The 14,313-nt window shown below is 27.3% G+C and carries 7 protein-coding genes; 4 read left to right on the forward strand and 3 right to left on the reverse strand.

The window, feature by feature from the left end:
• Nucleotides 1–38 precede the first annotated feature (38 nt).
• From EJL03_RS01210 to EJL03_RS01220, 3 genes are all read left to right on the forward strand, one after another.
• The gene (locus EJL03_RS01210; protein WP_164508966.1) at nt 39–4,286 is read left to right on the forward strand and encodes a prenyltransferase/squalene oxidase repeat-containing protein; all 4,248 of its coding nucleotides are present in this window, start codon (nt 39–41) and stop codon (nt 4,284–4,286) included.
• 83 nt (nt 4,287–4,369) lie between these two features.
• Nucleotides 4,370–5,611, forward strand: a complete 1,242-nt coding sequence (locus EJL03_RS01215; RefSeq protein ID WP_125152143.1) for a prenyltransferase/squalene oxidase repeat-containing protein — start codon at nt 4,370–4,372, stop codon at nt 5,609–5,611.
• Nucleotides 5,612–5,648: 37 nt separating this feature from the next.
• Nucleotides 5,649–9,479, forward strand: coding sequence for a DUF4430 domain-containing protein (locus EJL03_RS01220; protein WP_164508967.1), 3,831 nt, complete (start codon nt 5,649–5,651; stop codon nt 9,477–9,479).
• A gap of 79 nt (nt 9,480–9,558) precedes the next feature.
• Here EJL03_RS01220 and asd read toward each other — a convergent pair whose 3' ends face one another.
• Complete coding sequence (gene asd, locus EJL03_RS01225; protein WP_125152145.1) at nt 9,559–10,638, reverse strand: aspartate-semialdehyde dehydrogenase; 1,080 nt, start codon at nt 10,636–10,638, stop codon at nt 9,559–9,561.
• Between the two features lie 410 nt (nt 10,639–11,048).
• Between asd and EJL03_RS01230 the strand changes: the two genes are divergently transcribed.
• Nucleotides 11,049–11,915: an AraC family transcriptional regulator gene (locus EJL03_RS01230; protein ID WP_125152146.1), complete on the forward strand. Its 867-nt coding sequence runs from the start codon at nt 11,049–11,051 to the stop codon at nt 11,913–11,915.
• A gap of 172 nt (nt 11,916–12,087) precedes the next feature.
• On the opposite strand, the gene EJL03_RS01235 is transcribed toward EJL03_RS01230, so the two are convergent.
• Together EJL03_RS01235 and EJL03_RS01240 are read right to left on the reverse strand one after the other, a co-directional pair.
• Nucleotides 12,088–13,524, reverse strand: coding sequence for a cation:proton antiporter (locus tag EJL03_RS01235; RefSeq protein WP_125152147.1), 1,437 nt, complete (start codon nt 13,522–13,524; stop codon nt 12,088–12,090).
• A gap of 308 nt (nt 13,525–13,832) precedes the next feature.
• Nucleotides 13,833–14,273, reverse strand: coding sequence for a flavodoxin (locus EJL03_RS01240; protein WP_125152148.1), 441 nt, complete (start codon nt 14,271–14,273; stop codon nt 13,833–13,835).
• Between the last annotated feature and the right edge of the window lie 40 nt (nt 14,274–14,313).

Raw genomic sequence — 14,313 nt, forward strand, 5'->3', positions numbered from 1 at the left:
TAAAGCTTTGTAAGTTTTACTTAGGGGAGGAAACACAAATGAGGAAGATTTATAAAAGGATAGTGTGTTTTGTATTATCTTTTTTAATGTTATTGTCCTGTGGAGACTTTGGAATATTTAAAGAAAGTAAAGTTTGGGCTCAGGGAAATTCACTTAAAGTTAAGGTTAGAATTGAAGCTAATGATCATACAATAGTTTCTGAAAAAGAAATGGAAATATGTGAATTTGATTTAAAAGAATATGGTATTAAAGAAAGCTCTGGCAAAATTACTCCAATACATGCCATTATAAAGGCATTGGAAAGTGAGAATATTAATTGTAAAGACAATACTAAATTTAATTCTAATGATGGAACTTATTTAGATAATATAGGTGGCGTTAAACAAGGGTCAGTAGGATCTAAAGATGGATGGATGTATTATATAAATAATAAATATGTACCAGAGTATTTAAATAAAATTCAGTTGCAAAGTGGAGATAGTTTAGTAGTTTTTTTTCAAGAAGACTATGAAAAGAATACTTACTCCTATTTCAATAAAAATTTAATTAAAGCAAAGACTGGAGAAGATATAAATTTAAAACTTCTAGGGCTTAAGTTTGATGTGTATACTAATGAATTAAGGGATGTATCTGTAAAGAATGCTAAAATTTTAGTTAATAATAAAGATTATGTAGTCAATGGAAAGTATATTAACACAGATAAAGAAGGTAATGCTACTTTAAAATTTGATAAGGAAGGTACTTATGAGATTTCTGCAGTAAGATTTGATAAAGAATCAAGTAATAGAGATATTTCAAGACCTTATTGTAAAGTTGTAGTAGAAAAGGGAGAAGTAATTGTAGATAAAACTTCTTTAAAAGATTCCATAAAAAAGGGGGAAAAGCTTTTAAATACTGCAATAATTGGTACAGAAGCTGGACAGTATTCAAAGGAATCTATAGATTTATTTAAAATTTCTATAGATGAGGCAAAGGTAATTTTAAATAAAGAGGAAGTTACTGTAGATGAGATAAAAAAAGCTATACTAAAATTAGAGAATTCAATATTTAAATTTAAGAATAGTGTTAATAAAGATGAAGGTTTGTTATCTGTTATAGCTGATGTTCTATCATATTATTCTACTTGGAAAGATAATCCATATAAACAACTTGATTTTATAACGGCAATGGCTTTAAGACGGGCAGGGGTTGATACAGATAAGCTTGCAAGTAAAATAAATATTTATGGCATGGAAGGTGTACATAATAATGCTAGAAATGTAATGAGTATTATAGGAATTGGTAAGAATCCTAAAAACTATAAAGATAAAGACTATACTCAATTTTTAGTTGGATATGATTACAATAAAGAAAACTCTTCAGAAAATATTGCTAAAGCTATTATAGCAATGGATATGGCAAATGTTAAATATGATAAAGAAAAGGTGGTAGAGGCACTTTTAAGTAAGGCTCAAAAAGAAAAAGATGGTAAAATTTCCTTTGGAAAAATCTCAGAATCATATTGGGACGATTTTTTTGAGGAAGAGGTTGAAGGGGAGTATACTTCATCTATAGATTGTATAGCTTGGAGCTTAATTGCATTAGCAAATCATAAAGATTTAAATAATTCCAAGGAAGTAATAGATGGATGCATTAAATTTTTAAAATCAAAACAAGGGGAAAATGGTCTTATCCAAAATTCTGCAGATACAGCACTTGTAATTCAAGCTCTTATACTATTAGGTGAAAACCCAAAAGATGATTATTGGTGCATATTAGATGGGGATAAGAAAATTAGTATGCTAGAAGGCATATTAAAATGTAAAACTAAAAATGAATTTATGTTAACAGAAGCTGCTAATATTACATCGGATTTAGCAACTTCACATGTACTTGCATCTTTAGTAGATTTAAATACTATGTGTTCAATGTATAAATCTCTTAAGTATGAGGAAGAAAGTGTACCTGTAAAAGTAGAAATTTTAGGAGAAAATCAAGTTTATAGTGGTGAAATTCTTAATCTAGAGGCTAAAGCCTATGATTTCAATAATGTGGTAATTAAAAATGCGGCTATATCTTGGAATAGTTCAGATAAAAATATTGCAAATGTAGAAAATGGAAAAGTTAAGGCATTAAAAGAAGGAGAAGTAGAAATTACTGCATATATTTCTGGAACAGATAAAATAAAAGCCAGTAAAAAAGTAAAAGTAGTAACTCCTCCGGAGGTGGATTATAGCGATAGATTAAAAGAAGAAATAGAATTTTTAAAGGATCATTATGTAACTTATGGAAGTTATGAATTTTTAGCATCACCAGCAGCTACTTTATCAGGAGTAGATAAAAGTATTGTAAAAGATAAAATATATAAGTATTCAAAAAATTCTACTGGATTATTAAATGCCAAAATGATTATTGCATATGCTGGAGCTGGTTTAAATCTTAAATGTGCCAATATGAAAGATACTGAAGTAAATTATGTAGAGATACTAGAAAAATCACAAATTGTTGATGGAGAAAATAAAGGAAAATTTATAATAAATAAAAGTACAGATGAAACCTCTATAGAAACTCAAGCGTATTCAATAATAGCTTTAGATTTAGTAGAGGGTAAATATAATAAAGAGTTGGCGGTTAAAGCTCTTTTAGATATGTTAAATGATTCAAACTATAAGGAAGATATCTCCTATAAAAATATTAAAACAGAGGCAGTGGCGGCTTGTGCATTAGCAAACCACAAAGATATATTAGGAACAGAAAATAAAATAAATGAATTAATAAAGTTTTTTAAAGAAAATCAAAATGAAGATGGGGCATTTAATATGGTAGCTGGAAGTACATTTGTAAATAGTCCAGTTGCTACAGGTGCAGTAGTACAGGCTCTAGTAGCCAATGATATTAATCCGTTATCATGGCAGTGGGTCAATAATGGCAAAACTATTTTAGATGGAATGTTAAAAAGCAAATTTCAGGGCAGGGATGCCTCTACGTCAGGATATTCTCAAGGAGAAGGGCTTGATTTTGAGAATTCAGAGGCTACTTATTATGCTTATTCTGCATTAGTTCAAATGTTAAGTAAAAAGTCTATATATGATATGACTAAAGAATTTATAAAGGAAATACCAGAAGAATCAAAGCCAAAAGAATATGAATTATTAGTAAATAATACAATAAATAATATTATAAATAAGAATATATTATTAGGAAATGATTGGTATACTATAGAATTAAAGAAAAGTGGTAGGGAAGTACCAAAGGATTATTTAAAAGAAGTTACAAAAGTGGTTGTAGATGCTAAGGGTAAATTATCTAGTTCTACTGAATATGCCAAAAAGACTTTAAGTATTTTAGCTGCAGGGGGAGATCCTACTAATGTAGGAGGATACAACCTAGTTGAAAAAATATATAATGGAAATTTAGATCAAGGATTAAACGCATATGTATTTTCACTTATTGCTTTAGAATCAGGAAACTTTAATATATCAAGTGAAAGTAAATGGGATAAAGAAAAGCTTATAGATATTATTTTACAAAGTAAAACAAAGGAAAATGGATGGACGTTTTTTGGAAGTGCTGCAGATGTAGATGCTACGGCAATGACTATAGCGTCTTTAGCGCCTTATTATAATAGTAAAATAGAGGTTAAGGAAGCTATAGATAAGTCATTAAATCTTTTATCTAATTTGCAAACTTCAAAGGGTGGTTTCAAGTCCTTAGGAAGTGAAAATAGTAATAGTATATCTATGGTTATAATAGCTCTTTCAACTCTTAATATAGATATAGCTAAGGATAGCAGATTTATTAAAAATAACAATACCATAATAGATGCATTAATGGAATATAAAACAAAAGACGATACATTTGGATTTTCTAATAATAAATATAATGAATTATCTACAGAACAAGCATTAAGAGCTTTAGTTGCTTATAAGAATTTTAAAGAGAAAAAGGGGTCTATATACAAGTTTGATTTTACTCCTCCAGTTGAAGATAAAAAGGATATAGAGATTAAAAATATATCAAAATCTAAGGAAATTAAATTAGGTCAAGAAGCAAAGATAATTGTACAGGCAATAAATTTATCAAAGGAAACTAAAAGTGCTATGTTAATAGTTGGACTATTTGATAAGGAGGATAAACTAATAAACTATGTTGGAGTAAATCAAAATATAGAAGGAGAAAAAAAAGTAGAGTTAATAGGTAGGATTAAAGTTCCTAAAGAAGGAGAATTTGAAATAAAGGCATTCGTTTGGGATAGTTTAGATAATATGAAACCACTTTCAAATGTTATAGAAATACCGGTAAAATAAAAAAGTTAAATAAGGTAGGGTATTATAAAATATTATATAAAAATTCTACCTTATTTAATACTAATTATTAAAGGAGATAAAGTATGTTTAAAAATAGAAAGTTTTTTATTTCTCTATTTGTTGCAGGTGTTATGGTAGTATCTCTTTTTACCACTGTAAGAGCAAATACAATTGAGGGGAAAACAACGGATAGTGATAAAACATGGAATATATTATTTAATGGTGAAATAGAGCTTGATGAAGAGACGAAAAAAAGTATAACTGTTAAAGATAGTAATGGGAGTTTAATAAATGTAAAGATAAATTTAAAGGATAATAAAACCATTGCCGTATCTCCTTTACAACAGGGATATAAAAAGGGAGAGATATATACTTTAAATATAGGAGATAAGGTACATTCAAAGGATTTAAAATATCTAAAAACTCCAAGAAATTTTAAGTTTAAAATTGTAGAAAAAACAGATAGTAGTAATAAGATAGACTATAAATATAAAGATTTGGTTAATAAATCAATATTAAATGTAATGGATATCATAGAAAAAAAAGGTATTGAAACACATTGGGAAGCACTTGCAATGATGAAATCTGGTAAATCTATACCTAAATACTATACAGAAAAGCTAGAAAATGATTTTATAAAAAATAAAGGGGTATTAAAACAACCTACGGATTATGAAAAGTTAGTCCTTTATACAGTTTTAATTGGAAAAGAGCCTAGAAATTTTGGCGGATATAATCTTTTAGAGAAAATATATAACAATGAAGATATAGAAAGCCAAGGAATAAATGCTTATATTTTTGGTCTTATAGCTTTTGATTCAAAGGATTTTAAGATTCCGGACAATGCACTTTGGACAAGAGAAAAATTAATAGATAGTATTTTAGAAAATCGTACTGAAGACAATGGATGGGATTTTGCAGGGATAAAGGCAGATCCAGATATGACTGGAATGGCTATTGCTGCTTTAGCACCACATAATGACAACCCTAAAGTAAAGGAAGCTATAGATAAAGCTATAGAAAAACTATCTATGATTCAAAATAAAACAGCAACCTTTGTTAGTTATGATATTGAAAATTGTGAAAGTGTTTGTCAAGTAATAATGGGACTTTGTGCAAATGGCATAGATCCTACTGATCAAAGATTTGTGAAAAATAATAAAACATTAATAGACGCACTTTTTATATTTAAAACTTCAGATGGGGGATTTTCACATACCTTAAATGGTAAAAAAAATTCTAAGGCTACAGAACAGGCAGTGCAAGCTTTATTGGCATATAAAAGTTTAAAAGAAACTGGTAAAGGATCACTTTATATAAAATAAATGAATTTAAGTAATTAATATGGGGGGAGAGTTTTTTATGAACGTTAAAAAGAAGAGAATAATATCTTTTTTAATAGCATTTACTATGATTTTATCAAGTTTTAATTTTTCATTTCTAGTAAATAATAAAGTTTATGCTGAAGAAGAAATTACTATACAGTCTACTGCCACAGTAAATGATGCTATAAAAGTTTTAATTGATTGTATGAATAAAGATTATCGTGATAAGGTTTATGAACAGTTAAATGGAGAAGAATATGCCGCCATGTATAAGGCAGGTGCAGATTTAAAAAAAACTAGCTGGAAAATAAATAAGGATACTTCAAAGTATGGGTTAGAAAAATTAGGCTTAAAGGTAACTCAAGCATTGGCTTTAATGGATTTAGATGAAGACCCAACAATTTATAAAAATGTAAATTTAATTAGTGATATTGCAAAAGAAATAGGAAATATAAAATCAGCAAGGGATATGGGTAGAAATGAAGTTAAAGCGTTAGTTCTTTTGGAAAGGTATAATGATAAATATAAGGATAAAAAGGTTAATTATAATGTAGAAAATGCAATTTTAAATTTAGTTAAGGCTCAAGATAAAGATGGAGCAATAAATAGTGCTCCTCATCATACTGCTATGGCTATATATGTATTAAATAAACACAAAGATATAGAAGGAGTAAATAATTGTATAAATAATGCTTTGAATTATTTATCTTTAAAATATAATAAAAATGGAGCATTGGTAAATTCTAAATTTTTCACAGCATATAACGCTGAGGCTGTGATGTGGTTTTCACAAATTGGGGAAGATTTAAAAGAAGATAAATGGATTAAAAATGGAAAAGGCATTATTGAAACTTTGTTTAATTTATGGAATGGTAAAACTTTTGTAGATTATAATGGTAAAATTAAGCATACTGATATACCAAAGGTATTAAGTGCATTAGTAGCACTTAAAGAAGCAGGCTATGGGGATTATGAGATTAAGGGTGTTAAATTTGAAAATTTTAAAAAACATAAACCTGAGAATAATAAGAATGGAAGCAGTATTGATTCTGTAATAAAAGGAGTAATAGATTATTATAATACAGATCATTTTGTGAAAAATCATGCTCAATTAGTAAATTATGAGTATTCTGCTATGTATAAAGCAGGGGCAGATTTAAAGAAAAAACCTTGGTTTCTAGTTGAAAAATATGAAAGCAGTTATGATCAATCATTAAAATATCTGGCATCAAAAGTTCATCAAAGTACAATATTATTAGATTTAGATAAAGATGCTAATAATTATGAAAAAATCAATTTAATTAATGAAATAGCAAAAGAAATAGATGAAAGTAGTAGCTTTTTTAACCAAGTGAAGTTACAGGCTGTTATAGCTATAGATAAATATAATGAAAAATTCAAAGATAAAAAGGTAGATTATAATACTGAACATGCAGTTGAAAAAATTTTGCAGGCTCAGTGTGAAGATGGAGGGTTTAAAGAAAGGAAGTCATCTGCTTTAGTAAATACAGCATATGCTTTGACTGCGTTAAGTAAACATAAGAATATAAAGGGAGTAAATGAGGCTATAGATAAGGGCATAAAGTATTTACATGCTATGCAAAAAGATGATGGAGGAATATATGAAAATTCCTTTGTAACAGGATATTGTGCAGAAATTATTCGTGGATTAATTTCAGTTGGTGAAAATCCAACCTCAAAACAGTGGACAAAATCCTCAGGAAAAAATTTAGTAGATGCTTTATTTACACTATGGAAAGATAATAATTCTTTTGATGGTAAAAAAACTGATAGTATAAATATACGTGGATATGTAGAGGCAACATGGAAAGCATTATATGCATTAGTAGATTTAAAAGATGCAGGTTTTGGAGAATATATAGTAGATGGGGTAAAGGTTAAGGGAATAAGTGATGGAGAGGTTGAAAAGGAAGAAAAAACATGTAAGGTTAATGTATGCATATCTATCCCTGAAAATGGAAAATATATTGCTTATACAAAACCAGAAGAAGTTGCTATAAGTGATAAAAAACATAGTAAAGGTTTTACTGCACTTGGTGCATTACAAGCTAAAACAACACTTTTTACTATGACAGGGGAAATGGTTACATCCATTTATGGATATGAAAACAAGGACCAAAATGGTTGGATGTATAGTGTAAATGGGGTTATTCCAAATGTAATGCCAGAAAAACTATCAGTTAAGCCAGGGGATAAAATTATATTTTTTTATTCTATGAACTCAATGAAGGGAAAGGCACCTAGATGGGAAGAATTAATACAAATTAAAGAAGAAAAGCCAGAAGAAAAACTTGATGATGCTACTATAGAGCCAAAAAAAGTAGAAGTTTTTTCTGGGGAAGATATATCTTTTAAAGTTTTATGTGATAAAGGAAATTACCTTGTATATACATCAGAAGTTCCAGGTGTAGAGAGTGGATATAAAAAAATAGGTAATAGTATAAAAATTAATATTCCAAAAGATACTAAGGCTGGAGTCTATAAACTTGTAAATTTACAAGTTTATAATGTAGATGAAGGTAAATTAGAAAACTATCAAGATCCTATAAAACAAGGGTTACTTGAAAAAATGTTAAATGATAAAGAGAATAAAGTTGCAAAATTGAAAGATGTAACTGTAGTTGTTAAAGAAAAACAAGTAGAACATAAGGATTATGTAAAACAGGTTAATGAGGCAATAAATTCATCTGCTTCACTTATTTTAAAAGGGGAAGTTAAATCTTTTCAAGCCATTGCTTTAAAAGTATCAGGCTTTGAAGTTCCTATTTCATATACAGAATGTGTAAAAGAAAAGTTAAGAAATAAAGATGCAAGTTTAATAGATGAATCTGGTAAGTTTAAGGCTACAGAGTTAGAAAAAATAATTATAGGATTAGTATCATCAGGTGAGGACCCAAGAAGTATAGAAGGCTTTAATTTAGTTGAAGAACTTTCAAATATGGATTTATTGAATATAGATAATGTATACACTTTATCCTATGCCTTACTTGCTTTAGATTCAGGGAAATTTAGTTTAACTAAAGATAGTAAGTATACTAGATTAGATTTATTAAACAAAATAATTAGTATGAAGTTTGAAGGTGGATGGGGCTTTGGAACAGTAGATGTAGATACTACTTGGATGGTTTTGGCTGTACTTTCAAATTACAAAAATAAAGATTTTGTTAAAAAGACTATAGATGAATCAGTAAAAGTTTTAAGTAAAATGCAAAATGAAAATGGAGAGTATATTTCCCCATGGAATGAAAATGGATCCAGTGAAAGTCTTTCACAAGCAATAATAGCACTTTGTGCTTTAGATATTGATCCAACTAGTAAAATGTTTACTAAAGGTGATAAAAATTTATTAGATTGTTTATTTGGGTATAAGAGTAATGATGGTGGTTTTGTACACACAAAAGAAAAATTAGATTTTTTTAATGAATTATCAACAGAGCAAGCATTAACAGCGTTAGCTGCCTATAATAATTTTAAAAATAATAAAAAAGGTTCTATTTATAACATTAAGGAATTTGAAGGTGAAAAAGTAACAAAAGATTTAGAGATCAAAAATCTGACTAATACAAAGGAATTTAAATTAGGAACAGAGGCAAAAGTAACTATAAAGGCGGTTAATAATTGCAATGAAGAAAAAAGTGGAGCTTTAGTGGTAGGACTATTTAATAATGATGGAAAACTTATAAATTATGCTTCAGCAGAGCAGATTATAAAATCAAAGGATAACGTTATATTAAAAGTGTGGCTTAAACTACCAAATGAAGGGGAGTATACTATAAAGGCTTTTTTATGGGATAATTTAGATAATATGAAACCACTTTCAAATGTTATAGAAATACCAGTGAAATAAAAACAAAAAGATAATTATAAATATAGTAGAGGGTTTAACTTTAAAAATTATATTTAAAGTTAAACCCTCTTTATTTATATTATCTTAAATATCCTTCTGTTTTTAGAAGCTCTGCAGTAAGTACTGAACCACCTGCAGCACCACGCAATGTATTGTGAGAAAGACATACAAATTTATAATCAAATAAGCTATCGTCTCTTAATCTTCCAAGAGTTATTCCCATGCCCTTTTCTATATCTCTATCTAGTTTTGGTTGAGGTCTATCAGTTTCTTCAAAGTACGTTAAAAATTGTTTTGGAGCATTAGGTAAATTTAAAGTTTGTGGTTTACTAATATAATTTTTCCATGATTTTATTATATCATCTTTAGAAGGTTTATTTTCAAAAGAGACAAATACTGCTGCTAAGTGTCCATCAGATACTGGTACACGTATGCATTGAGAAGTAATTATAGGATCTTTTGCATTTATTATTTCTCCATTTTCTATATGTCCCCAAACTTTTAAAGGCTCTTGTTCGCTTTTATCTTCTTCTCCAGAAATAAAAGGTATAACATTATCATTAATTTCTGGCCAATCAGAAAAAATTTTACCACTGCCTGAAATGGCTTGATAGGTGCAAACTAATATTTTTTTAGGTTTAAATTCCATAAGAGCATTTATAGCAGGAACATAACTTTGTATCGAACAGTTTGGTTTAGCAACAATAAATCCTTTTTTAGTACCAAGTCTTTTACGTTGTGAGTTTATTAATTTTAAATGTTCATGATTAATTTCAGGGATAACTACTGGTACATCTTTAGTAGATCTATGAGCAGAGTTATTAGAGATTACTGGGATTTCAGCTTTGGCATATTGTTCTTCCAATACTCTTATTTCATTTTTAGGCATATTAACAGCACAAAATACAAAGTCAACTTCATTTTTAATTGTGTCTATTTCATAAATATCTTTAACCTTAATGTTTTTAATATTTTCAGGAATAGGAAGATTTAATTTCCATCTATTTTTCACAGCTTCATGATAGGTTTTTCCAGCTGAGTTTTTACTGGCTGCAATTGTTACAATTTCAAAGAAGGGGTGATTTTCAAGTAAAGTAACGAGACGTTGTCCTACAAATCCAGTTCCACCAAGTATGCCAACTTTAAGTTTTTTGTTCATAATAATACCTCCAATTATATTTTTAGTTTATTTAATCTATATAATTTATTTTTAATCAATTTAAAGACAACTACTACTTTTGATACTAACATAGCTAAGATTATATTTCCAGTGGAATTTAGTAAGATGGCTGAAGTATTAATATATTATTTTTATCCACCTTAAAATATGCTATATTAATATTATACGTATAATTTTTACAATGTTTAGTATTAAAAATGCTCTAAACATTGTAAAAACTGCTATATTTTTTATCCTATGACTGTCAATTTTAATAATGCTATAATCTTTTAGTGAGAATTAAAGAGAGGCTACGTTTATGGATAATAATTTGTGAGTTTTAAAGTGAATCTCTAAGTTAAGAACTTTGTTTTGTGAATATAATTTAATAGAAAGTGAGAAATTTATCTATGGAATGTTTTAATGAAAAGTTGGAAAATAAAAGAGGATATTTAAAAAGTGATTTTGAAATATTTCATTTAAAAGATCAGAAGGATTTAGAATTTGCATTTCATTATCATGATTTCAATAAGATAATAGTGTTTATTTCAGGAAAGGTTACTTATTTAATAGAAGGCAAATCATATAAACTAAGGCCTTGGGATATTTTGATAATAAATAAGAATGAGATTCATAAACCTATTATTGATTCTAAGGAAGTATATGAACGTATAATTATTTGGGTAAATACAGAGTTTATTTTAAAACATAATTCTAAAGAATGCGATTTATTAAAATCTTTTAAAATAGCACGAAAGGAAAAACTAAATCTATTAAGGTTAACACCAAATTTGATTGAAAAGTTAAAATATATATTGCTGAATTTGGAAAATGCTAAAGTAGATAATAGATTTGGTAGTCATATACTAAGTAATTCATTATTTTTGCAATTTCTTGTTTATTTAAATAGATTATTCTTAGGTAATAATAAGGCTAATAATGAAAATGTAGATATTGAGTATGATGAGAATATAGATAAAGTGTTAAATTATATTAATGTAAATATTTGTGATGATTTGTCTATAGAAAAAATAGCTTCAATATTATATATAAATAAGTATTATTTAATGCATAAATTTAAAAAACATACAGGATATACTATATATAATTATATAATTCAAAAAAGATTAATAAGAGCTATCACATTAATGAAGGAGGGGAAAAATGCTACAGAGGCCTGTATGAATAGTGGATTTAAAGATTATTCTAATTTCGTAAGAGTTTTTAAGAAGAACTTTAAAATGTCACCTAAAAACTATAGGGAGGGTTTTAAATAATTATAATAATAAAAATGAAAGTTTTTCATATTAAAACTTAAAAGGTATGATTACTATAGTATAGTGCTCATACCTTCTAAACTTAATTGTGTAGTATTTTATAAGGGAAAAGATAAAATATATTGTACTTTTTTTAGCACTTAAGTTATGTAAAGATAAAAATTATATATTTTTAAAAATTTGAGTTCACAATTTTCATCATAATATCTTCCTCTTCTTTAATACCTGCAAGTATAAGTATATCACCTTCTAATATTAAGGTGTTACCATTAGGGATTATTTCATTTTCATTTCGAATTATTATAAAAACTCTACAATTATCAGGAAATTTTATTTCCTTTAAGGCTTTATTAAATATATTTTTATTAGTAACAATTGTCTCTCTTATACATATTTTGTCTATAGCTGGTGTAGCTTTTTTATTTATTCCAACATATTTAAAAGTCGAATCAAATAATAAAGGAAATAATAAACAAGATATTATGGTTGTTATAATTATAAGAGAGTAATAAGTGTCATTTATAAGTTTTAAATTGTAGGCAATTTGTGATCCAACAATCATAAGACTTAATTGACTAGATAAAATAAAAGATGAAGATATAGCTTTATTTATTCCATAAAACTTTGAAAGTATTAAACTAGGTAGGAATTTTACTAAATAAAATATTAAAAGTAATATTGGAATCATAAATAAGGTGTTGTAACTTTTAAAAACGGAACTTATATCAAGATTTACTCCAACTTGAATAAAAAATATAGGAATTAAAAAGCCATATCCAATTATATCTAATTTAAACTTTAAATCTTCTTTACCTTTTCTAAATAGCATAGAAAATATTACTCCAGCCAAAAAGGAACCAAGAACTATTTCTGACTTAACCACATGTGATACAGTTACTAAAATTAATATAATAGCAAAGGCCGCTCTTACTTCAATATGAAGGTTTTTAAATTGTGAGGTAGAGTAGTCAAAACCTTTTAGAAATTTTTTAGCTATTAAATATAACACTAAGGACACTAACAACACAATAATAAATAAAAAACTTTTATAGCTTAATCCATTTATAACACTAGAAGATAATATAGTCATAGCAATAAGACATACAAATTCTCCAATTAATGAAAATATTAAAAGTATTTGTCCATATTCTGTGTTTATAATATCTCTTTCTTTCAATAGTGGAACTAAAAGTCCAGGGGCGGAAGAAGCAAATAAAAAGGTAAAAAATGCAGTGTTAGTTATAATTCCAAAATGTTTTAATGATAGTGATATTAAAAAGGATACCATAATAGAAGCTATAAACATAAGAGAACAGATAAAAATGCTTTTAAAACCTTTACTATTGGAACCATTTGGAAACAAATCATCTATGTCAATTTCAAGCCCACTTAGAAACATAAGATAGGCTAGACCTAAATCAGACAAAAATACTATCCATAAGTCATTATGTACAACATTTAGAAAGCTTTTACCAACAATTAATCCAACAAATATTTCACCAACTACATAAGGAATTTTAATTTTTCTAAAGCTACTAATTATAATAGGAGTAAAAAATGCTAATAAAGATATTATTAAAATAGATTGAAAATTTATACTTTCTTCCATGAAAACACTCCTTTAATAAAGTTTGGTTTAATTTAAATAAATATAATTTAACTTTAATCGAAATTATTATAGTAAGATATTATATATTATTTCTCAAATATAATAGGGTTATAACAGGTTATTAAATAAAATTATTATATTATCTTTTATATAAAGTATCAAGAATTATTTAATTTAACTTATAAAGAAAAAGCACATAGAATTATTGAAAATTCTATGTGCTAGATTAAAAATTATATTTTTGTAAAGTCAAATATTGATTTAATAGGATTTTGAAAAATGAAATTCTTAATATATAGGAAGTCTTATTAGCCAGCTAATTTATCTGATAGTGTTTTCCCTAATTGTTTACATTGTTCTTCTCCATCAGCATCTGGAGTATTGTTTACTATAAGACCTTCTTCTGTTATTAAATCTGCATTGTAGCTTTCCATTCTTTCGTACCAATCTCTCATCCATTTCCCATCTCCCCAGCCATAAGAACCGAAAAGAACACAATGTTTTTTACCTATAATGTTTTGTAAGGATTCAACAAAAGGCTCCATTTCACTTTCTTCTAAAACTTCATCACCCATAGAAGGGCATCCTAAGGCTATAGCATCAGCCTCTTTTATGTCTTCAATGCTTGTTTCATCTACCCTTTTAAGTAAAATATCTACCTCTTCATTTTTAGCACCTTCACTTATACAATTTGCCATTATTTCAGTATTACCTGTACCACTCCAATATGAAATTAATAATTTTTTCATGTAAAAACCTCCTTGATAATGATAATCATTTTCATATTAA

The sequence above is a fragment of the Clostridium rectalis genome (genome assembly GCF_900626095.1).
Classification (GTDB): Bacteria; Bacillota; Clostridia; order Clostridiales; family Clostridiaceae; genus Clostridium_AS; species Clostridium_AS rectalis.

Bases quoted from the DNA above. Each gene is read 5' to 3' on its own strand.
- EJL03_RS01210 (WP_164508966.1), top strand. From the start codon at position 39: ATGAGGAAGATTTATAAAAGGATAGTGTGTTTTGTATTATCTTTTTTA.
- EJL03_RS01215 (WP_125152143.1), top strand. From the start codon at position 4,370: ATGTTTAAAAATAGAAAGTTTTTTATTTCTCTATTTGTTGCAGGTGTT.
- EJL03_RS01220 (WP_164508967.1), top strand. From the start codon at position 5,649: ATGAACGTTAAAAAGAAGAGAATAATATCTTTTTTAATAGCATTTACT.
- asd (WP_125152145.1), bottom strand. From the start codon at position 10,638: ATGAACAAAAAACTTAAAGTTGGCATACTTGGTGGAACTGGATTTGTA.
- EJL03_RS01230 (WP_125152146.1), top strand. From the start codon at position 11,049: ATGGAATGTTTTAATGAAAAGTTGGAAAATAAAAGAGGATATTTAAAA.
- EJL03_RS01235 (WP_125152147.1), bottom strand. From the start codon at position 13,524: ATGGAAGAAAGTATAAATTTTCAATCTATTTTAATAATATCTTTATTA.
- EJL03_RS01240 (WP_125152148.1), bottom strand. From the start codon at position 14,273: ATGAAAAAATTATTAATTTCATATTGGAGTGGTACAGGTAATACTGAA.